We start from the raw sequence: 20,328 nt of genomic DNA, 5'->3' as shown, positions 1-20,328 counted from the left end.
GATTTAATGAATGTGCAGTTTCACTTTGACGAACTCTTGGACGAAATCGACGGTCTGGTCGATTCCCAATGCAGAAGAGTCGATGCAGAGGTGGTAAGTGGCGGCCGCTCCCCACGTTTTATAGCTGTAGTAATTGTAGAAGTCGGCTCGTTTTTTGTCCGTTTCTTCCATCAGTCTTTCGGCTTCCTCTTTCGGAATGTGATGCATGCCGGTCAGTCGTTCGATGCGGGCTGCTTTGGACGCCGAAATGAACACGTTGACGCAACGCGGGAAATCCCGTAATACATAGTCGGCGCAACGTCCTACGAAGAGACACGACTGTTTTTCCGCCAATCTGCGGATGACGTCGCTTTGAATCTTGAATAGGGAATCGTTACTCAGACAATTGGTGTAAGGGATCGTTCCTTCGCCGATGAAGGGGAAGCGGGTTCCGAACATGCTCCCGAGGATATGTTGTTGGGCTTTCTCGTCGGCTTTTTCAAAGAATTCCTTGCATAGACCGCTTTCGTCGGAGGCTAACTGGATGAGTTCCCTGTCGTAATAGGCGATATCGAATGCTTTCGACAGTTTCCGGCCGATCTCTCGCCCGCCGCTACCTAGTTGGCGTCCTAAGTTGATTACAAAATGTTCGTTCATGAGGCTTCTGCTTTTATTCATAAAGCAAAGATAAAATAAATTCGCGGAAAAGCATCGAAAAGTAGCGCGTAAACTTTCCTGTAATCCCGATTTGTGGAATCCCCGTGAGAGCAGGATGGACGGCAAGAGCCTTCACCAAGACGGTTGAGTCAATGTACTCCATAAAGAAAGCCACAGCCACGAGGGCAATGACAATTCGTGAGATATGATTTTTTATCTTTTCTTTGGTTTCGGTTCGGGCAAATCGTTGTAGGTGGCCCGAACGAGGGAGACGAGGTATTCGCGGTCGTCAACGTCGGAAATATGGAAATAGTCCTTTGCGCCGGGGTATGGCGGATGCATATCCTCGTCGCGCAGCAATCCTCTCGCAGCCTCTGTCGGCTTGATGTAGAGTCGGTCATCGCAAATGAGTCCGAAGATTTTACCGTTGCAATAAATGCCGTAGTCGCCGAACATTTTCCTGACGGTTATTTCGCCCGCACCAGCACATTGGTCGGCAACGTATTGTACAAAATCACTGTTGCATGCCATAGTCTATCGGTTTAATTCATTCTCAATAATTATTTCACCACTGCAACAGAAAACAGCATCGGTATCTCGCCATTCTTTCCTGCGATTTTGAACGTTCCGTTCTTTTCAACTGTCATATTCCCAAATAGGTTGAAAGGCGAGTAATCATACTCTCCGAAAGACTTTATCTGCAAACCATTACAGAGCAAACCATTCAGCACTACAGCCAGCCCGTGATTCCACGTAACGGTCTTTTGCCGATTGTCATTTTCCGAATCTGTGTAGGTTGCTTCTTCCACAACGTAAGGTTCTTTGCGCGAATAAGCATATCGGACTTGAGAAAAATCTTCATTGAACATCCATAATACGGGGTGAAATTCCACGATAACGAACCTTCCACAGTCTTTCAGCATTTGTGAAATTACATGTCCCCATTGGATTAAGTCGGGCAACCAATTGACAACACCGTAAGACGTATAAACGATGTCAAACTGTTGCCCTTGCAGCACGACAGGCGCATCGTATATGTTGCAGCAGCAGAATTGTGCATTCAGTCCTAATTCCTCATTCAAAGACTTTGCCGTTTGTATAGCTTCTTCTGAGAAATCTACCCCCACAATGTCAGCTCCCATCTTTGACAGGGACAGCGTATCCATGCCGAAATGACATTGAAGATGCAGAATAGACTTTCCCCGAATGTCTCCCAACAAAGACAAATCCAAGTCGGGAACAGACTTTACCTCTTTCTTGAATTTATCCAAGTCGTAAAACGAGGAATGCAGGTGTATCTTTGTCCTTGCATTCCACGCCTCTTTGTTTGTTTTATAATAATCTTCCATTGTTTGTTTCTTGTTGATTTGCTATTTATCTTTCCTTTTCCCATCGTTGAAATTTGTCCATACAAAAGAATGCAGAAAACAAACTTAATACGGTTAGAACAATGCCAATAGCTGCCCATAAAACCATTTGGGAGGAGGATAGAACTGTGATTTTTGAAAATTCAGCAAAAGCATAGATGCAATAAGGTAATGTTAGGAGGCTGGTAATGATAACCGGCACATACTTTCGATACACAATCCATTGCACGATATGTATTAAAAGGTGAACGGAATACCCTGCCAAGGCGGCAAACCACCATTGATACTCCCCTGTCCAAACGGAGTAAAACGAAACAACAGAAATAAGTATGAACTCGTGAGCAGTGCCAACAGCGAAGGTAGAAGTGGAATAATCGAAAACTCCTTGTCGGGTAAAGAACGATTCGATTTTAGGGAATCGTTTTCTTAACTCTTCCCTGTTCCTGTCAATCCAACGTCTAAACATCATAATTTCCTCGTATTCGTGAACCATGAATACGACAGGGAGAAGCATCATTATTAAGTTTATTTTTGTCATAACCTCCCTTGTTATTTATTTCAAGTTACCGATGTTGTTTTTCCAATCTTCTAAAGTGATTTTGGTGAAGTGCGCTGTGCGAGTATCGTTCATCAATGGTACGGGGTTATTATGTTCGGTGTGATGGTATATGAACCCGCATTTCTCTTGTGCACGATGCGATTTTTCATTGCCGTCGTAATAACCGCACCAAACGGAAGAAAGATGCAAATCCTCGAAGGCGTGACGAAGTATTTCGCGTATGGCTTCGGGAATCAATCCTTGTCCCCAGTAGGGTTCGCCAATCCAATAACCAATCTCGCATTCAGTGTCTGAAATCTTCACAGTGTGAATTTCGCTTCTTGCGGTCATTATTCCAATGCTGCCAATGGGTTCGCCGGTTTCTTTCAATACAACTGCGTAGGATTCTTCGCCCGAGAGGACGGTTTTGATTATTTCTCGGCTGTTTTCAACGCTTGTGTGTGGCGGCCAGCCTGCAATCGGCCCAACGTTGGGATTGCAGGCATAACGATAAAGTGCCTCGGCATCATCTTCGTGCCAGGGGCGCAGCAAGAGGCGTTCTGTTTGTAGTTCCATATTTTATCTACTGTTTGTACTCATCTACTTAACTTTTTACTTTTTATTCTTCGGAAGTTTCCGTGAGGCTCGCTCTATCTTTCTCTCATCTCGCGCAACCTTGCGTTCCAGTTTCTTAATATCTTCGGCAGGTGGAAGTTCTTCAGGTTTGATGCCGCGCTGTCCCAACATATCGCGCACACTTTGGTTGTTCTGTATGTGTTCGCGCGTAATGGGCTGTTCTCCGTACAGGTTTTTGTTTTCTACGTTGTAATTGGTCATTTCCGTAGCAAGGTTCTTGGCAGCTACGGTAAGTGTGGGCAGAAAGTCTGCCAACGGCCTGTTGGATTTTACGCCCAGTCGGTTCTTCATATCTTCGGTGGTGTGTCCTCCGAAAAGTGCCGTGTCGCCTTTAGATCGTATGCGCCCAAAGCCTTTGTCGTCAACGCCTCGCTGATATATGTTCTGTGACAATTGTTTTTCTGCCATTCTTAATTTATCGCGGGTTTCTAAGCGAGACAGCAGGTTTAGTCGTTCTTCTATTAATTCTGCTTTTCGTGTTTGTACGGCAAAGTAGCTTTGAGCGAAGGCAATTTCTTCTTTCTTTGGGTCGCCGTTTTGAGCGATGAGGTAGCAGGCATAGCGGGTAAGCATAAAGTCGGATACTTCTCGCTTGGCTCCACTACCTAATTCGACCATTTTCGTGACCTCACGAAAATGGTCATCAACGTTGATACCTTGCGCTTTACACGAATCTACTGCCCGTCGTATGGCAACAAGAAAGTTCTCCCAGCGCGCATAGCCCAATATCGTTTGTAGTTCGCGTGCAAACCACACTTCTACTTGTTCTTTTGCATCGTCGCTTTCAATATATCGGACGATGTTGTCGAACGATGATTTGTATTGTAATATGCTATTTTTGTCCATTGTCTTTTTCCTCAATCCATTTTGTATATTTATTATATTCATTATCCTGCAAAGTTTTCTTATCTTCTTTGCTCATTATTCCTTTTTTAGTTTCTTCTCTCATTCCATACCATTCAAGAGCAAGCCATGTTTGCATTAGTGTTATTAACTTATCAATATCTTCTGCTTTATTTTCTGCTTGGACTATTTTATCAATCATTTCAATTTTAAAAGTATAGTTAAATCCATCTTGCTGTGCACCCTCTCGAAATTGTCTTATAGGACTCTTCAAAAAGTCTTATAAGACAATTTTAATTCTCTTATAAGACAATTTTGGCTTCTTGCTAAGCATTGATTATCAGCGAGTTATGAAATCGCATTTTTAAGCCTTGAAAACGGTGTTCCCGACACATGGAAAGACAGAAAGAGACATACTCATGGTAAATGCTCAATTGGTAAGATACAGGATTCTATATTTCTTCTCAATGAATACGGCATCTTTTTCCCATAACCGATACGTATGAGTATGGTAGGATATTCATTTGAGATGCCCAGTTTCTGTGCCATTTCCAAAGACAAATCGCTTACTTCATTAGGTTGATTCAGGTAGGCATGCGAAATTCCCATTTCCGTAGTCCTCAGTAATATGCGTTCCAATACCCTGCCTAAGTTTATCCACTGCTCAATCGTGTTGTTTAAAGTAGTAAGCAGAATAAAATGAGAGGAGGATTCTATCTTTTTCCTATCATTTTTGTTTTGGGATTTTTCATTGATGACTCCACTGATAATCGGTTTAGCAATAAAACGAGGAATATTGGGAGCTCCAAATACGGCATAGCTCAAACCGTCTTTCGTTGTATCCTGATGCTTTTTGTTATAGCGCATCCATTGCTGCAATTCACTCTTAAATTCTCTATTGTTCATTTGTATGCTATTACCCGTATAAACCATTTTTGAGATGATTTCATATTCTGGTGTACCATTCTTGAAAAAGTGTACCCCTATACAAGGCCCTGTATCAATACCCTTTAATATGGCTATACTGTCATCAGGTACGATTTTCCCATTATAGACGCTTCGGTTTGTTTGTCTTATAGGTATTTGAGGAAATAAGGATGATGCTATATTTAGGTTTTCTTGCGAAAGTCTGATTTTTATAACACCATTTTCCGTAATCGTCACATTTGTCCCATATCCTTTATGGCTCGCCGCAATACAGAGGTTTTCGGCAGCACAACCAAGACTGACAAACAATTCTCGGTTGTTTGGATCCACGGCCGGCAGCGATTTTGTGAAGTCTGGATAAATGTCTATCTCCGATTTAAATATCTTAAACAACCACGGCTGAGTGTTATGTCCGGATGGAGCTTTTACCGCATGTTCTATCATAAACAGATAATCTGTGTTTTGGGCGAATATGTTGCTCATTGTTCCTATGAATATAATAAATGTTATAAATATTTTTCTCATTGTTGAATTTCTTTTATCCATAAGTCTATTATTAAATCTATCCCCTTTATTATCTGTTCCCATCCGTTATCGCTTCGCAAGTCGATACCGTTATATATCGGATTTCGTTCTTCCATCAGAGCCAGATAACTGATAGATGCGGAAATGATACTTGCCAAAGAAGCCACTTCCGAATTCTGAGAACATGTCAGTTGACTTATTCTTTTTATCAAATTACAGCCATTCTGTTCTCTTTTTTCACGTAAACAGCGAATATTTTCATTTTCAGTGGAGAGTTCCCATCTGCACAATCGCTTTAATGTAATATCATTCCTCAGCCGTATGACTTGCTCTCTGAACAGGCGTTTAAGGCTTCCTCCGATGTCAGACGGTTTGATTATGTCCATATCCGTATTCGCCCAATAATCTTTTTGGAAGAGGTATTGTGCAATCAATTCATCAATCCCTCCGAAATATCTGTATATAAGCACTTTGGAAACTCCTGCCCTTTGAGCTATTGCATTCACGCCTAATTTCTCAAAACCATCGTTTTCGATAATATTCCCGACCGCTTCAAGTATTATCTTTTCTGTAAGTTCTCTGTCTTTCATTTCTTTCTTAAATAAAATGTTACCATTAAGTAACGGCAAAGATACGTTACTTGTCGGTAACACGCAAAGAAATATACGAAAAATCACTCTTTTTGTATAAAATTTAACATTTGGTCAAAGCGATGATTGAAAGGAATTAGAGATTATCCATATCGAACTTGGCTACCTCATTATAAGTCGCGTTTTTGAGCCTTGAAAACGGTGTTTCCGGCATATGAAAAATTTCATTTAAACGGTAATCTCTATCAAATTACCTTCAAAGCCCACAATACAGCTCTCGTAATAACCATCACCGGTAGTTCTTGGTCCATCGGCCACTTCGAAGCCATCTGTCTTTAATTGAGCCGTTAGCGTATCCACTTGTTCTTTACTTCCTACGCTGAAAGAAAGGTGAATAAAGCCCGTTCTGTTCCTCTCTTTTTCACCGTCTGTCATTTGCGGTTTGGTCATCACCTCCAATCGTACATTATCGTCGAAAGACAAGAAGAAAGAGCGGAAACCTGTCTGTACATTATGGTAGCCGGCATTGGGCTTTGCCCCGAAATATCGTACGAAGAAATCCCTTGCACCTTCGAGGTCGCATACATACATTGCAATATGGTCTATTTTTATTTTCATAAATTATGTTTGAGAATTATTCTATCTTTTTTCTACCGTTACAATTGCAAAGATAAAATAAAAGGCAGAGTTCACAATATATAGTTTAAGAGCTTTTAATATCGAAATGAAAATATCTACTTTGTATTTTATCAAAAACAGCACTTGAAGCAGATGTATCTCTGCCCAAGTGCCACATTTCAGCATGACAAATCGAATGCTGTCTACCATTTTAGTATGGCTACCGCAGAAGTGTCTATTGATTCAGTTAATGAACAGAAATAGTGGCTTGTATAAGTCGGCTTCTTTTAAAACAGCATATGCCTTCGCCCGATACACTCTCTTTATCCGTTGATCGAAGTCGCCTTATGGGCGTTGAATGTTCGGAACTGGTGGATGAGGAGGAAGGACGCTACGACACTGGCCAACAAATCCGATACGGGCATGCTCCACCAAATGCCGTCTCCTCCCATGAATAGCGGAAGGACAATCAGGCAGGGTAGCAGAAATAACAGCTGGCGGGTGAGAGAAAGGAATATGGCCTTCCCTGCCATGCCGATGCTCTGGAAGAAGTTTGACGTGACCATCTGGAACCCAATGATGGGGAAGAAAGTAAAGGCGATGCGCATGCCTTTCGTCGAGATACGGATCAATTCGTCGGTGGAAGTAAAGGCTTTCGATGCTAATTCGGGAAGAAACTCTCCGATAAAGAATCCCGTCGTCATGACAAGAGTGGCATAACAGATGGTCAGTTTCAGCACTCGATCGACACGGTCGTATTGCTTCGCCCCAAAGTTGAAGCCGGCGATAGGCTGCATCCCCTGATTCAGCCCCATGACGAACATGGTGAAGATGAATGCGATCCGGTTCACGATTCCGAAAGCCCCGATGGCCAAATCTCCTCCGTACAACTTCAGGCCTCTGTTGATGAAGATGACGATCAGGCAGCTGGCCAAGTTCATCAAAAAAGGCGATAGGCCGATGGCGAGGATGCGTTTGACGATATCTTTCTTTAACATATAAATACCCTTGCTGAAATATACTATTTCGTTCTTGTTGGTGAAGATCTTTATCTGCCAGCACAAAGAGATCACCTGAGCCAATACGGTGGCGACGGCGGCTCCTCTGATTCCCCAACCTAAGCCGAAGATGAAGACAGGATCGAGGATGGTATTGATTACGACGGTGTTGATCGTGGCGATCATGGCTTCTTTGGGATGGCCGGATGCCCTCAATACGGCGTTTAGCCCGAAATACATGTGAGTAAAAATGTTGCCTGCCAGAATGATCACCATGTATTCTCTTGCATAACGGATCGTGCCCTCGCTGGCTCCGAAAAAGTAAAGAATAGGATCTAAGAATAGCACTGCGAGGACAGCAAATCCGGTGCCGATGAGCAGATTTAAGGATACGACGTTCCCCAGCACTTTCTTGGCTGTATCGTAATCTTTCTGACCCAGCCTGACGGAAATGAGCGTCGAGGCTCCCACGCCTACTAACGTTCCGAATGCCGTCGACAGATTCATGAAGGGAAACGTGACGGCCAGTCCGGAAAAGGCCAATGATCCGACACCGTGCCCGATGAAGATGCTGTCGATCATGTTATACAACGAAGCAGCCGTCATAGCGATAATAGAAGGCAGTGCATACTGTGCCAAGAGTTTGCTGACCGATTTGGTGCCGAGTTCTTGGGCCCTGCTCAATCCTGTTTTCGTCATATCCGTCTTTCGTCTGATGAATCGTCTGCAAAGTTAATAAAATATGTCGTCTCATCAGCGGTTTGAATATCTTTTTCGTATCTTTGCCCTGTAATTGTTAGGGTAGGGCAAGATGAGTTTGAGAAGAGTTTTGGGCATGGCGTTCATCGCACTGAGCATATACCCTTTGTTGGCGCAGAAAGTTTCGCGATATCGCATTTATTTGCGCGATAAAGTGGGGACGTCTTATACTTTGGATCATCCGCAGGCTTTTCTGTCGATGAAAGCCTTGGAAAGAAGGGCAAGACAGCAATTGTCGGTCGACAGTACCGATCTCCCATTGAATAAGGCCTATGTGGATGAGATTAAGCAGGTAGGCGTCGACATTGTCACCCGAAGTAAATGGAATAATACCGTCCTCATTCAAACGGCCGATTCCATCCTGGTGGATCGGATCGCAAGTCTCCCTTTCGTACTGAAAACCCGCCGGGTTTGGGTCGAACCGGATAGTGTTCCCGAACGGAATAGTCGGCGGAAAGAGCAAGTCAAGAAGCAAGTCGAAAAGACGGGGAATTATTACGGAGACGCTTTCCGGCAGATCGCCCTCCACCATGGCGATAGTCTCCATGCCGCCGGTTTTAAAGGGAAGGGGATGGAAATCGCTGTGATCGATGCCGGTTTTTATAATGCGGATGTGATACCGGCGTTTAAGGATATCGACTTGTTGGGAACTCGTGATTTCGTGAATCCTCGTTCGGATATCTATGCCGAACATGCTCACGGCATGATGGTGTTCTCTTGTATGGCAGCCCGTATGCCCCATAGGATGGTGGGTACGGCGCCGGAAGCATCTTATTGGTTGCTTCGCAGCGAGGATAATGATACGGAACAACCTGTCGAGGAGGATTATTGGGCGACTGCAGTCGAATTCGCGGATAGTGCGGGTGTCGATGTGATTAACACTTCCTTAGGATACGATGCGTTCGATGACCCGGCGGACACGTATCGATATCAGGATTTAGACGGGCATTGCTCCTTGATGTCGAATACTGCCTCCATGGTGGCGCAGAAAGGGATGGTACTGGTTTGCAGCGCAGGCAACTCCGGTTCCAAACCTTGGAAAAAGATTACTCCACCTGGTGACGCCGAAGAGATCGTTACGGTTGGCGCAGTGGATGGGAAAGGCATCAATGCAAACTTCTCTTCCGTAGGAAATACGGCCGATGGAAGGATAAAACCGGATGTAATGGCCTTAGGCGTTTATGCATGTGTGCTGGGAGCCGACGGGCAGCCCTCGCACGGAAACGGCACATCCTTTGCTACACCTACGTTGTGTGGGCTGATTGCTTGTTTTTGGCAAGCTTGTCCCTATTTGACGGCCAAACAGGTGATCGAAGCCATTCGCCGAAGCGGCGACCGGAAAGATTATCCCGATAATATCTACGGCTACGGCGTCGCTGATATTTGGAAAGCTTATCGGGAGAACAGAAGATAACCGTTTATGAAGCAATCGCCATTCTCTTTATACGAACTGAATTCGTTGGTAAAACAGACGTTGAAAGAAACTCTGCACACTCCTTGTTGGGTGCAGGCCGAGTTGAGCGAGGTGCGTATCAATTATGCAGGACATTGCTATGTGGAGTTCATTCAGAAGGAGGAGGGAAGCAACGCTTTGCTGGCTAAGGCCAGAGGGAATATTTGGAAGAATGTGTTTCAACTGCTGAAACCATATTTCGAACAGGAGACAGGGCAACCTTTTGTGGCGGGGATCAAGGTGTTGGTCGAAGTCGTGGTGGACTTTCATGAATTGTACGGTTATTCGCTGACGATAGTCGATATCGATCCTACGTACACCTTGGGCGATATGGCCCGGCAGAGGCGGGAAATTCTCCGGAGATTGGAAGAGGAAGGCGTCTTGCACCTTAATAAGGAGTTGGATTTTCCGTTGTTTGCCCAGCGGATAGCTGTGATTTCTTCGGCTACGGCGGCGGGTTACGGTGATTTTTGTCATCAGTTGCGGAATAATCCTTATGGATTCGTCTTTTATCCTCGACTGTTTCCGGCCGTCATGCAGGGTGATTCGGTGGAAATATCCGTGATCGATGCCTTGAATACCATCTATGCCCAGGCGGACAATTGGGATGCGGTCGTCATCATTCGTGGTGGCGGAGCGACCTCCGATTTGAGCGGTTTCGATACTTACGATTTGGCGGTGAACTGTGCGCAGTTCCCCTTACCCATCATTACGGGTATCGGGCACGAACGAGACGATACGGTATTGGACAGCGTAGCCCATACCAAGATGAAAACTCCGACGGCTGCCGCCGAGTTCCTGATCGAACATCTTCGTGAGGTTGCCGAGAATTTGGAGAATGTTGCCGCTGCCCTCGTCCGCTCGATTTCGGAGAGAATTCGGGAAGAAAAGGAGCGTCTTTTCCGTTTGACAGAGCGTATTCCGATTCAGGTGTCGAAACGATTGGATCGGGAACTCTTTCGACAGGAACGCTTGGCTCGGCGGATGCTGACTTCCGTCAAAGTTCGCTTGGAAAAAGAGGAACACGCGCTTCTGCAAATAGATCAGCGATTGGATGCCGTTATCCGCTCGGGAATGGAAAAGGAAAGACATCGACTCGATCTGTGGGAACAGCAGGTGAAAGCTGCATCGCCGGAGCTCCTGTTCAAACGTGGGTATAGCATTACCCTGTGGAACGGGAAGGCGGTTACGGATGCCGCTCGGGTGAAGCCGGGAGATCGGTTAGAGACTCGTGTGATGTATGGAAAGATAACAAGTACGGTAACAGAATAATGGAGAAGAAAAAACAAACGTATGAAGAAGCGATGCGACGATTGGAAGCGATCGTATCGAGCATCGACGATGGAGAGTTAGACATAGATGTTATCGGCGAAAACCTGAAAGAAGCACAGGCTTTGATTAAGTTTTGCCGGGATAAGCTATACCGGACGGACAGCGAAATCCGGAAACTGTTGGAGGAACACGAAACAATTGAAAATGATGCCTGAAAAATAACGGCGATTTGGTTGCTTTATGAAAATATTCACTGTATTTTTGTAGAAGATCGGAAAAAAGGAATGTATATGAAAGAAATTGATTGGAAAAATCTGGCTTTTGGTTATATGAGGACAGATTACAACGTGCGTTGTTATTATCGTGACGGAAAATGGGGGGAATTGGAACTCTGCTCCGAAGAGACTATCAACGTGCACATGGCAGCGGTTTGTTTGCACTACGGTCAGGAAGCTTTCGAAGGACTGAAGGCCTATCGCGGCAAGGACGGAAAGATCAGAGTCTTCCGTCCGGAAGAAAATGCCGCTCGCCTCCAAAGTACGTGCCGCGGCATCCTGATGCCCGAACTCCCGACGGACACTTTCGTGAAAGCCGTGAAGATGGTCGTTAAAGCCAATGAACGTTTCATTCCTCCTTACGAGAGCGGTGCCACCTTGTATATCCGTCCGTTGTTGATCGGCACCAGCGCGCAGGTGGGTGTCCATCCTTCGAAGGAATACTTGTTCGTGGTTTTCGTCACACCTGTCGGTCCATATTTTAAAGGCGGCTTTGCGGCAAATCCTTACGTTATCATCCGCGAATACGATCGTTCCGCTCCGCTGGGAACGGGCATGTACAAGGTCGGCGGTAACTATGCAGCCAGCTTGAAGGCGAATAAGATGGCTCACGACCTGGGCTATAGCAGCGAGTTCTATTTGGATGCTAAAGAGAAGAAATACATGGACGAGTGCGGTGCCGCCAACTTTTTCGGGATCAAGAATAACACGTACGTGACACCGAAGTCTACGTCCATCCTCCCGTCAATTACCAACAAGAGCCTGATGCAGTTGGCCGAAGACCTCGGAATGAAAGTCGAACGCCGGCAAATTCCTGAAGACGAATTGGCGACCTTCGAAGAGGCGGGTGCGTGCGGTACCGCTGCCGTGATCAGTCCTATCGCGAGGATTGACGACTTGGAAATGCAGAAGTCGTTCGTCATTTCGAAAGATGGGAACCCAGGCCCTGTCAGCACGAAGCTGTACAACAAGCTGCGAGCCATTCAATATGGCGACGAACCGGACGTGCATCATTGGGTGACGATGGTGGACTGACAGATCGAATCTTTCGCTCGGATGCGGCAGAGTTGCCGTGCCTTGGGCGAAACGTTGATACCGTTGCTTTTATGGGAAAAGGAAAGTTAGCGAAGTTCGCCGATATGAAAACGTATCCTCACGTTTTCGAATGTCCTTATTCGGTGGTAGAGGCAGCCCCTTTCGAACTGAAAGGGTGCTGGAGTGAAGATTTTTTTCATAACGATCACCCTCTTGTACTCGAGTTGGGCTGTGGAAAAGGGGAATATGCCGTTGGGTTGGCCCGGCTCCATCCTGAAAAGAACTTTATCGGTGTCGATATTAAGGGGGCGCGAATGTGGACCGGCGCTACCGAGTCTCTTGCAGGAGGTTTAACGAACGTCGCCTTTCTGCGGACCGACATCTCGATAATCGACCGTTTCTTCGCAGCGCGCGAGGTGAGTGAGATATGGTTGACTTTCTCCGATCCCCAGATGAAGAAGGAGACCAAGCGACTGACCTCGACTTTTTTTATGGAGCGATATCGGAAATTTCTCATCCCCGACGGCCTCATTCATCTGAAAACAGATAGCAACTTCTTGTTTACCTATACCCGATGTATGGCGGAGGCGAATCGCTTCCACATGGAGGCCTGCACCGACGACCTCTACCGGTCGGGTGCGGCGGAGGAAGCGCTGCATATCCGTACCTGTTATGAGCAGCAATGGTTAGACAGAGGGCTGAAGATAAAGTACCTCCGATTCCGTTTACCCGAAACGGTCGACTTGCACGAACCGGAGGTGGAAATCCCTCTGGACGATTATCGCAGTTATAACCGGCACAAACGAAACGGATTGTTGACGAGTAAATAGCAGCCATGTACCGTATTAGGAATGTTGATTCTTTTAAAAAGATAAAATCATGACATTATATCCGAAATTAATCGTTGATGCATTGGCAACCGTCCGTTATCCGGGTTCTGGAAAGAACTTGGTTGAGGCGGGAATGGTGGCGGACAACATTCGTATCGAGGGGATGTCGGTTAGTTTTTCATTACTGTTTGAAAAGCCGACCGATCCCTTCAGAAACTCTATGGTGAAAGCTGCCGAAACGGCTATTCGTACGTACGTATCGCCCGATGTGCGGGTTGATATCCGCGTTGAGAGTCTTCAGGAAGCCCGCCCCGAGCCGGGAAAGTTATTGCCCCAGGTGAAGAATATCATTGCCGTATCGTCGGGTAAAGGCGGTGTAGGAAAATCGACTGTAGCTGCCAATCTGGCCGTAGCTTTAGCCGGAGCGGGATACAAGGTGGGGCTGCTTGACGCCGACATCTTCGGGCCTTCCATGCCGAAGATGTTTCAGGTAGAAGAAGCTCGTCCCTATGCTGAGAAGATTGGCGGGCGAGATCTCATCGTCCCGATCGAAAAGTATGGCGTCAAGCTCTTGTCGATCGGTTTCTTCGTCGATCCCGACCAGCCTACGTTGTGGCGCGGCGGAATGGCCAGCAATGCCCTCAAACAACTGATCGGGGATGCCCAATGGGGGGCGTTGGATTATTTCATTATCGATACTCCCCCCGGAACGAGTGATGTTCATCTCACGTTGGTACAGACGTTGGCCATCACGGGGGCAGTGATTGTCAGCACTCCGCAGGAGGTGGCTTTAGCGGACGCTAGAAAAGGTATCCACATGTATACGGCCGACAAGGTGAATGTACCGATCCTCGGCTTGGTGGAGAATATGGCCTGGTTTACGCCGGCGGAATTGCCTGAGAACAGGTATTACATCTTTGGTCGCGAGGGCGTGAAGAAGTTGGCCGAGGCGATGGATGTGCCGTTGTTGGGGCAGATTCCTATCGTACAGTGTATCTGCGAGAGCGGGGATCGAGGCGCACCTACTGCTTTGGACAGGAATTCTGTTGTCGGGAAGGCGTTTCTCCGATTAGCGGAGAACGTAGTGAGGCAGACCGAACTCCGTAACCTCACTGAACCTCCTACCCGCATCGTGGAGGTAAAGAGAGATTGAACGTCTCTTTTGTCAGTAAGCTCAACGACTTACCAGCGTTTCCGAAACAGCGATGGCTCTCCCGTTACGGAGAGCAATGAAAGGAAAAGTTACGGATCTATAAAAGAAACGGCGGTGAAAAGGGAAGATTTGTTTTTATTCGTATCTTTACGGGCGATAAATAATACACGATATGAAAAAGTTTATTTTAATGTGGCTGATCTGGTTTCCCTTTACGATGTCCGCACAGACCGACATTTACAGCTTCACGGCAAAGGATATCGAAGGTAAAGATGTGTCGTTCGGTCGCTACAAAGGGCAGGTGCTGCTCATTGTCAACACGGCTACCAGGTGTGGATTTACGTCGCAGTACAAAGAGCTTCAGGCCTTATACGAAAAGTACGGACCGATGGGATTCATCATCTTGGATTTTCCCTGTAACCAGTTCGGAGAGCAGGCTCCAGGCTCGATCGCCGAGATTCATGCGTACTGTACGGCGAACTTTGACATCCGCTTTCCGCAATTTGACAAGATCGATGTAAACGGCAAGAACGAGCTCCCACTTTACACCTACCTCAAACGTCAGAAAGGGTTCGAGGGGTTCGATATCTCCGATCCGATCGGTAAATTCCTCGATGAGAATCTTCGAAAAAAGGATCCTGATTATCGGAAAAATCCCGATATTAAGTGGAATTTTACCAAATTCCTTATCGATAAGCAAGGGAAGGTGGTAAAACGCTTTGAGCCGACAGCCAAGATGATCGATGTAGAAGTGGAAGTGAAGAAACTCTTATCGCAAGGAGGTTGATCGATGGGTGCGGCGAAGTGGATCGGCGGCATTTTCGGCTTTGTTACCCTTGGTCCTTTGGGAGCATTGCTGGGTTATTTCATCGGTTCTCTTGTCGACGAAGAGACGATTTCCGTCGGTTCCGGCGGCGCTTCGTCCGGCAGGACGACAAGCGGATATTCCCGACAACAACGCACTTATCAGGGTGAACGGAACAACTTTCTGTTTTCCATGTTGGTGTTGGCTTCGTACATCATCAAGGCCGATGGAAAGGTGATGCATAGCGAAATGGAATACGTACGCAATTTCCTCCGCATGAATTTCGGGGAATACGCCGTGCAGCAAGGCGAGCAGATATTGTTGACGCTGTTCGAGCGACAGAAAGAGATGAACCGTCGTAATCCCGAAGCGTTTAAAAATACTATTCGCGACTGTAGCGCCCAGATTGCTGCCAATATGGACTACGGGCAGCGCCTTCAACTATTGGATTTCCTCGTGCGCATCGCCCGAAGCGATGGGATTGTTGCGCTCGAAGAGCTCGTCGCCCTGAGAGAAATCGCTGGTTACCTGCAACTCTTGCAAACGGAGATCGATTCACTGTTGAACCTTAAGGGCGACTCGTTGGAAGAGGCGTATAAAGTGCTTGAAATCTCATCGAACGTTACGGACAGCGAGGTGCGGGCGGCATATCGCCAGATGGCGTTGAAACATCATCCCGATAAGGTGGCGACATTAGGCGAGGATATCCGTAAGGCGGCGGAAGAAAAATTTCAGGAAATCAACAGCGCGCGCGCGTATCTACCAAGCTAGGGGGATGAAATGAACTATCGGTATTCCCGTCAAAACGAATGACGTTCCATAATGCCTTCATTGCAAGTGTTCCAAACGTTTCAGATGGAGGAGGGAAGACTTGTTTATCATCGATCATTATAATCGGCGATCTTATCTGATTAATTAATAAAAACTCGTAAAATGTTAACCGATCACCTCTTCGGTTGACGGAAAACGTGGAAAATCTTATCCGTGGAAGTCTCATATCCTCTCCGCGTGTTCTGTTGGAAAAAATTGGCAACATTTTAGCGGACGGACACTGCTCTGATCATTCATGATGATAAGGTTCGCCTTTTAGAATGGTCATCGCCCGGTACAGTTGCTCTATGAAGATCAAGCGGGTCATCTGGTGTGAGAAGGTCATTTTCGATAAGGCGATTTTTTCCTGTGCCGCAGCATATACTTTTTCCGAAAAGCCGTAAGGGCCTCCGACGATGAATACCAACCGTTTGTTGGTAGTCTGCATTTGTCGGTTGATCCATGCGGCGAATTCGACGGAACGAAATTCTTTTCCGCGTTCATCTAATAGGATGGGAACGTCTCCCTGTCGTAGGACTTTCAGGATCGAATTCCCTTCTTTTTCCTTCTGTTGATCTTCGTGGAGGTGTTTCGCGCTTTTGGGTTCGGGGATGATTTCCGTTTCGAAGGGAATGTAGTGCTTGATGCGTTCCGTATAGTCGGAGACTCCCCTCAGGAAATGTTTTTGTAGCGTGCGTCCGACGACGAGTAATGTAAATTTCATTTGCGTATGAATTATTTCGTTCTCGGTGCAAAAATAGGAATTGGTCGACAGAAAATGCCCGTTCGTCGATTTTATTTTTTAGGAGGATCGTTTAAGCCTATTTTTGTATGCAAAGATGAAACAAGGGAGATGCTTAATCAATAGGTTGTATACTGGATGTGGATAAAAATGTAATATAATAGGGTGGTTAAGTGTAGGATAATAACATTGGTTAAATGAAAGAGGAAAGCGATCCGAGAGGACCGCTTTCCTCTTTCATTTTTCATTCTTTATCCTTCAGCGCGGCGAATAGTTGAGTCTCCAATTCTTCTGCCAGTTCTGGATTATCTTGTATTACTTGTTTGGCTGCATCGCGTCCCTGCGCGAGCTTCGTGTCCTGATAACTGAACCACGAGCCGCTCTTCTTGATAATGCCCAGTTCCGCTCCCAAGTCAATGATCTCTCCTGATTTGGATATGCCTTCGCCAAACATGATATCGAATTCCGCTTTGCGAAACGGTGGGGCAACTTTGTTCTTCACCACCTTTACGCGTACTTGGTTTCCAATCACTTCGTCGCCGTCTTTCAATTGTCCGATACGACGAATATCCAAGCGTACCGACGCATAAAATTTCAGGGCGTTGCCGCCGGTAGTGGTTTCTGGGTTGCCAAACATGATGCCTATCTTCTCACGTAGCTGGTTGATGAAGATGCAGGTCGTATTGGTCTTGCTGATGGACGAAGTGAGCTTGCGTAAAGCTTGTGACATTAGACGAGCTTGCAGTCCGACCTTATTTTCGCCCATGTCACCTTCGATCTCCGCTTTTGGAGTCAATGCCGCCACTGAATCGATCACGATGATATCGATGGCTGACGAACGGATCAACTGTTCGGCTATCTCCAAGGCCTGCTCACCGTTATCCGGTTGGGAGATCCATATATTATCGACGTCGACACCCAATTTGGCGGCGTAAAAGCGGTCGAATGCATGTTCGGCATCGATAAAGGCGGCGATACCACCCTTTTTCTGCGCTTCGGCAATGGCATGAATGGCCAAGGTTGTCTTGCCCGACGATTCGGGACCGTAGATTTCAATGATTCGTCCTTTCGGATAACCGCCTACGCCTAATGCTGCATTCAACGAGATGGAACCGGTAGGGATCACGTCGACCTGTTCCACATTATTGTCACCCAATTTCATGATCGAGCCTTTTCCGTAGTTCTTCTCGATCTTATCCATAGCGGCTTGCAACGCTTTTAATTTTTCCGAGTTATCGGATTTCTTTTCTGTTTCTGTCTTTTCTTTTACCATGATTGAAATTTTAATAGTTGAATAGTCAGTTATAATTCCAAATTGCCATCGAATACTTCCTGCCAGGGCAACCCCTGCCGGTTCAGTTGTTCCATGAATGGATCCGGGTCGAAATCTTCTACGTTCCATACGCCCGGTTTTTTCCACAGGCCTTGTAAGCATAGCATTGCGCCGATCATGGCTGGTACGCCGGTGGTATAGCTGACCGCCTGCATGCCTGTCTCCTTGTAGGCGGCCTGATGACTGCAATTGTTGTAGATATAATAAGTATGTTCTTCGCCGTTCTTCAAACCGCGGATCCGGCAACCGATGGATGTTTCGCCTTCGTAGTTCTTTCCTAAATCCTGCGGATTGGGCAGCACGGCCTTTAAGAATTGCAGGGGAACGATATCCATGCCATTGTATCGAATCGGTTCGATACTGGCCATGCCTATATGTTGAATTACACGTAAGTGAGTGAGGTATTCCTCGCCGAAAGTCATCCAGAATCGTGCTCGTTTGATGGTTGGATAATGCTTTACCAACGATTCGAGTTCTTCGTGATGCAGTAAGTAACTTTCCCGAGGACCGATATTCGGATAGGTGAGTGGTCTGTGGATTTCCAAGGGGGCTGTCTCGATCCATTTGCCGTCTTCATAATATTGCCCTTTTTGAGTAATTTCACGGATATTGATTTCCGGGTTGAAGTTCGTGGCGAAGGCTTGGTGATGGTCGCCCGCATTGCAATCGACGATATCCAAATAGTGTATCTCGTCGAAATAATGTTTGGCTGCATACGCTGTATACACTCCGCTCACTCCAGGGTCAAAACCGCATCCCAGAATGGCGGTCAATCCTGCTTCTTCGAAACGTTTCTTGTAAGCCCATTGCCAGCTGTATTCGAAGTGAGCGACATCCTTCGGCTCATAGTTGGCCGTATCCTCATAATTCACGCCGCATTTGAGACACGCTTCCATGATGGTCAGGTCTTGATAGGGCAAGGCTAAGTTGATGACTATTTCAGGTTTATAACTGTTCAAGAGCTTCGCTAATTCGTCGACGTGGTCCGCATCTACCTGTGCCGTTTTAATGGCGGGATTTCCGATCGCTTTTACAATGGCATCACATTTTGCTTTAGTACGGCTGGCAATCATAATGTCGGTAAAAACGTCGGGGTTCTGATTCACCTTGTGTGCAGCGACGGTCGCTACGCCACCGGCACCGATAATTAATACTTTGCCCATTTCTTGTTTTTCAAAATTATGCATGAAGAATCGCAGTATTTCTGCTTGACAAGCAAAGGTAGCATTTTCTTTTTACTTCCGTAAAATTTCTTCAGATATTTTTTATTCGCTACGCAAAGTAAGGAGAGAATTGCTGCATGTCATTTCTTTGAAAACATCTGAAAAATGATGAGTGGGGTATATCTGGGACAGGTTTATCCATCTTTTATCTTCCGTTATTTGCTTTTTAGTATCGTATCTGCCATACGGATCGGTGTAAATTTCAATTCTTCCAAAGTGATTGAAGAAATAAAAATGTTGAAGCCGATGTTTTGAAATCGAGAAATAAGATGTTAGTTTTGTGAATCATAAAGAAACTAATATTTTCTCAAAATAGGCATGGAGGATGAGAGTCAGAAGAAGTGGAAGGCATTTATATCCGGCGATGATGATGCTTTTGGTTGGATATATTCCACTTATGTAAAAAGACTCTTTCAATACGGTACTTGCCTTTGTACGGATAAAGAGTCGGTAAAAGATTGCATCCAGTCTTTATTCACTGATTTGTTCCGAAATCGAACTCGCGTCGATCGACTGCAAAATGTAAAGGTTTATCTGTTTTCTGCTTTGAAGCATAATCTTGTCAAAGCGATACGACGAAAATCAATGGTAGAGGATTTGACGGAAGACATGCCTTTTCTGTTAGCCCTTTCCACGGAAGAACAGTTTATCGCGGATGAGAAATATCGTCGGGAAAAAGAAGAAGTCGCTCAATTATTGACTTTACTGACACCTCGCCAGAAAGAAATCATCTATTTCCGCTTTATTCAGGAAATGAGTATGGAGGATATCTGTTCTATCATGAAGATGAATTATCAGTCGGCCCAGAATCTGATACAACGCTCGTTGAGAAAACTTCGCGAACGGCGAAGCAGTCTTTCTATTCTTTTCGTACTCTTTCTTTGCTGAAAGTTGAAATTATTGGAAATAAATTCCATTCAATGAGTATATTTTCGAAACGAATGACTCTTATAATTGAAT

At 45.8% G+C, this 20,328-nt stretch carries 22 protein-coding genes and 1 pseudogene; 9 read left to right on the top strand and 14 right to left on the bottom strand.

What is annotated here, in order from left to right; genetic code table 11:
• Positions 1–3 precede the first annotated feature (3 nt).
• From BN102_RS07565 to BN102_RS07515, 11 genes are all read right to left on the bottom strand, one after another.
• Complete coding sequence (locus BN102_RS07565) at positions 4–636, bottom strand: cytidylate kinase-like family protein (protein WP_036787715.1); 633 nt, start codon at positions 634–636, stop codon at positions 4–6.
• Positions 637–849: 213 nt separating this feature from the next.
• A complete protein-coding gene (locus tag BN102_RS07560; RefSeq protein WP_019208516.1) occupies positions 850–1,167 on the bottom strand; it encodes a TfoX/Sxy family protein in 318 nt (105 codons plus the stop codon).
• 29 nt (positions 1,168–1,196) lie between these two features.
• Positions 1,197–1,985, bottom strand: coding sequence for a class I SAM-dependent methyltransferase (locus BN102_RS07555; protein WP_019208515.1), 789 nt, complete (start codon positions 1,983–1,985; stop codon positions 1,197–1,199).
• Between the two features lie 25 nt (positions 1,986–2,010).
• Positions 2,011–2,541, bottom strand: a complete 531-nt coding sequence (locus BN102_RS07550) for an HXXEE domain-containing protein (RefSeq protein WP_019208514.1) — start codon at positions 2,539–2,541, stop codon at positions 2,011–2,013.
• A gap of 15 nt (positions 2,542–2,556) precedes the next feature.
• The gene (locus tag BN102_RS07545) at positions 2,557–3,117 is read right to left on the bottom strand and encodes a GNAT family N-acetyltransferase (protein WP_019208513.1); all 561 of its coding nucleotides are present in this window, start codon (positions 3,115–3,117) and stop codon (positions 2,557–2,559) included.
• A 36-nt stretch (positions 3,118–3,153) separates the two neighbouring features.
• Complete coding sequence (gene dinD / locus BN102_RS07540) at positions 3,154–4,023, bottom strand: DNA damage-inducible protein D (protein WP_036787711.1); 870 nt, start codon at positions 4,021–4,023, stop codon at positions 3,154–3,156.
• On the bottom strand, positions 4,010–4,294 hold the full coding sequence (locus BN102_RS07535; RefSeq protein WP_019208511.1) for a hypothetical protein: 285 nt from the start codon (positions 4,292–4,294) through the stop codon (positions 4,010–4,012). The genes dinD and BN102_RS07535 overlap by 14 nt, the downstream gene beginning before the upstream one ends.
• Positions 4,295–4,437: 143 nt before the next feature.
• A complete protein-coding gene (locus BN102_RS07530) occupies positions 4,438–5,430 on the bottom strand; it encodes an Acg family FMN-binding oxidoreductase (protein ID WP_425357568.1) in 993 nt (330 codons plus the stop codon).
• A gap of 38 nt (positions 5,431–5,468) precedes the next feature.
• Positions 5,469–6,062, bottom strand: coding sequence for a TetR/AcrR family transcriptional regulator (locus tag BN102_RS07525; protein WP_036787705.1), 594 nt, complete (start codon positions 6,060–6,062; stop codon positions 5,469–5,471).
• A 228-nt stretch (positions 6,063–6,290) separates the two neighbouring features.
• Positions 6,291–6,674, bottom strand: a complete 384-nt coding sequence (locus tag BN102_RS07520) for a VOC family protein (protein WP_036787702.1) — start codon at positions 6,672–6,674, stop codon at positions 6,291–6,293.
• Positions 6,675–7,003: 329 nt separating this feature from the next.
• Entirely contained in the window at positions 7,004–8,377 is a 1,374-nt protein-coding gene (locus tag BN102_RS07515) for an MATE family efflux transporter (protein WP_019208506.1), read from the bottom strand.
• A 112-nt stretch (positions 8,378–8,489) separates the two neighbouring features.
• On the opposite strand from BN102_RS07515, the gene BN102_RS07510 reads away from it, so the two are divergent.
• The 8 genes and pseudogenes from BN102_RS07510 to BN102_RS07475 all read left to right on the top strand — a co-directional run bounded on the left by BN102_RS07510 (position 8,490) and on the right by BN102_RS07475 (position 16,044).
• Complete coding sequence (locus tag BN102_RS07510) at positions 8,490–9,851, top strand: S8 family peptidase (protein ID WP_019208505.1); 1,362 nt, start codon at positions 8,490–8,492, stop codon at positions 9,849–9,851.
• 6 nt (positions 9,852–9,857) lie between these two features.
• Complete coding sequence (gene xseA / locus BN102_RS07505) at positions 9,858–11,162, top strand: exodeoxyribonuclease VII large subunit (protein WP_019208504.1); 1,305 nt, start codon at positions 9,858–9,860, stop codon at positions 11,160–11,162.
• Entirely contained in the window at positions 11,162–11,377 is a 216-nt protein-coding gene (gene xseB / locus BN102_RS07500) for an exodeoxyribonuclease VII small subunit (RefSeq protein ID WP_019208503.1), read from the top strand. The genes xseA and xseB overlap by 1 nt, the downstream gene beginning before the upstream one ends.
• Before the next feature lie 69 nt (positions 11,378–11,446).
• The gene (locus BN102_RS07495) at positions 11,447–12,472 is read left to right on the top strand and encodes a branched-chain amino acid aminotransferase (RefSeq protein WP_019208502.1); all 1,026 of its coding nucleotides are present in this window, start codon (positions 11,447–11,449) and stop codon (positions 12,470–12,472) included.
• A 71-nt stretch (positions 12,473–12,543) separates the two neighbouring features.
• Positions 12,544–13,302 (top strand): tRNA (guanosine(46)-N7)-methyltransferase TrmB, encoded by a 759-nt coding sequence (gene trmB / locus BN102_RS07490; RefSeq protein WP_019208501.1) that lies wholly within the window; start codon positions 12,544–12,546, stop codon positions 13,300–13,302.
• 49 nt (positions 13,303–13,351) lie between these two features.
• Positions 13,352–14,455 (top strand): Mrp/NBP35 family ATP-binding protein, encoded by a 1,104-nt coding sequence (locus tag BN102_RS07485; protein WP_019208500.1) that lies wholly within the window; start codon positions 13,352–13,354, stop codon positions 14,453–14,455.
• A gap of 172 nt (positions 14,456–14,627) precedes the next feature.
• Positions 14,628–15,242 (top strand): glutathione peroxidase, encoded by a 615-nt coding sequence (locus BN102_RS07480; protein ID WP_019208499.1) that lies wholly within the window; start codon positions 14,628–14,630, stop codon positions 15,240–15,242.
• A 3-nt stretch (positions 15,243–15,245) separates the two neighbouring features.
• Positions 15,246–16,044, top strand: a pseudogene (locus BN102_RS07475) (TerB family tellurite resistance protein).
• 276 nt (positions 16,045–16,320) lie between these two features.
• On the opposite strand, the gene rlmH reads toward BN102_RS07475, so the two are convergent.
• The 3 genes from rlmH to BN102_RS07460 form a co-directional block, all read right to left on the bottom strand.
• On the bottom strand, positions 16,321–16,794 hold the full coding sequence (gene rlmH, locus BN102_RS07470; RefSeq protein ID WP_019208497.1) for a 23S rRNA (pseudouridine(1915)-N(3))-methyltransferase RlmH: 474 nt from the start codon (positions 16,792–16,794) through the stop codon (positions 16,321–16,323).
• Between the two features lie 262 nt (positions 16,795–17,056).
• On the bottom strand, positions 17,057–18,085 hold the full coding sequence (recA, locus tag BN102_RS07465; protein WP_019208495.1) for a recombinase RecA: 1,029 nt from the start codon (positions 18,083–18,085) through the stop codon (positions 17,057–17,059).
• A gap of 29 nt (positions 18,086–18,114) precedes the next feature.
• Complete coding sequence (locus BN102_RS07460) at positions 18,115–19,308, bottom strand: saccharopine dehydrogenase family protein (protein ID WP_021311220.1); 1,194 nt, start codon at positions 19,306–19,308, stop codon at positions 18,115–18,117.
• Positions 19,309–19,686: 378 nt separating this feature from the next.
• Between BN102_RS07460 and BN102_RS07455 the strand changes: the two genes are divergently transcribed.
• Positions 19,687–20,256 (top strand): RNA polymerase sigma factor, encoded by a 570-nt coding sequence (locus BN102_RS07455; protein ID WP_019208493.1) that lies wholly within the window; start codon positions 19,687–19,689, stop codon positions 20,254–20,256.
• Positions 20,257–20,328: the final 72 nt, after the last annotated feature.

The sequence above is a fragment of the Phocaeicola abscessus CCUG 55929 genome (assembly GCF_000312445.1).
GTDB lineage: Bacteria > Bacteroidota > Bacteroidia > Bacteroidales > Bacteroidaceae > Phocaeicola > Phocaeicola abscessus.
The sequence above is the reverse complement of the archived record's forward strand: the minus strand, read 5'-3'. Positions and strand labels throughout refer to the sequence as shown.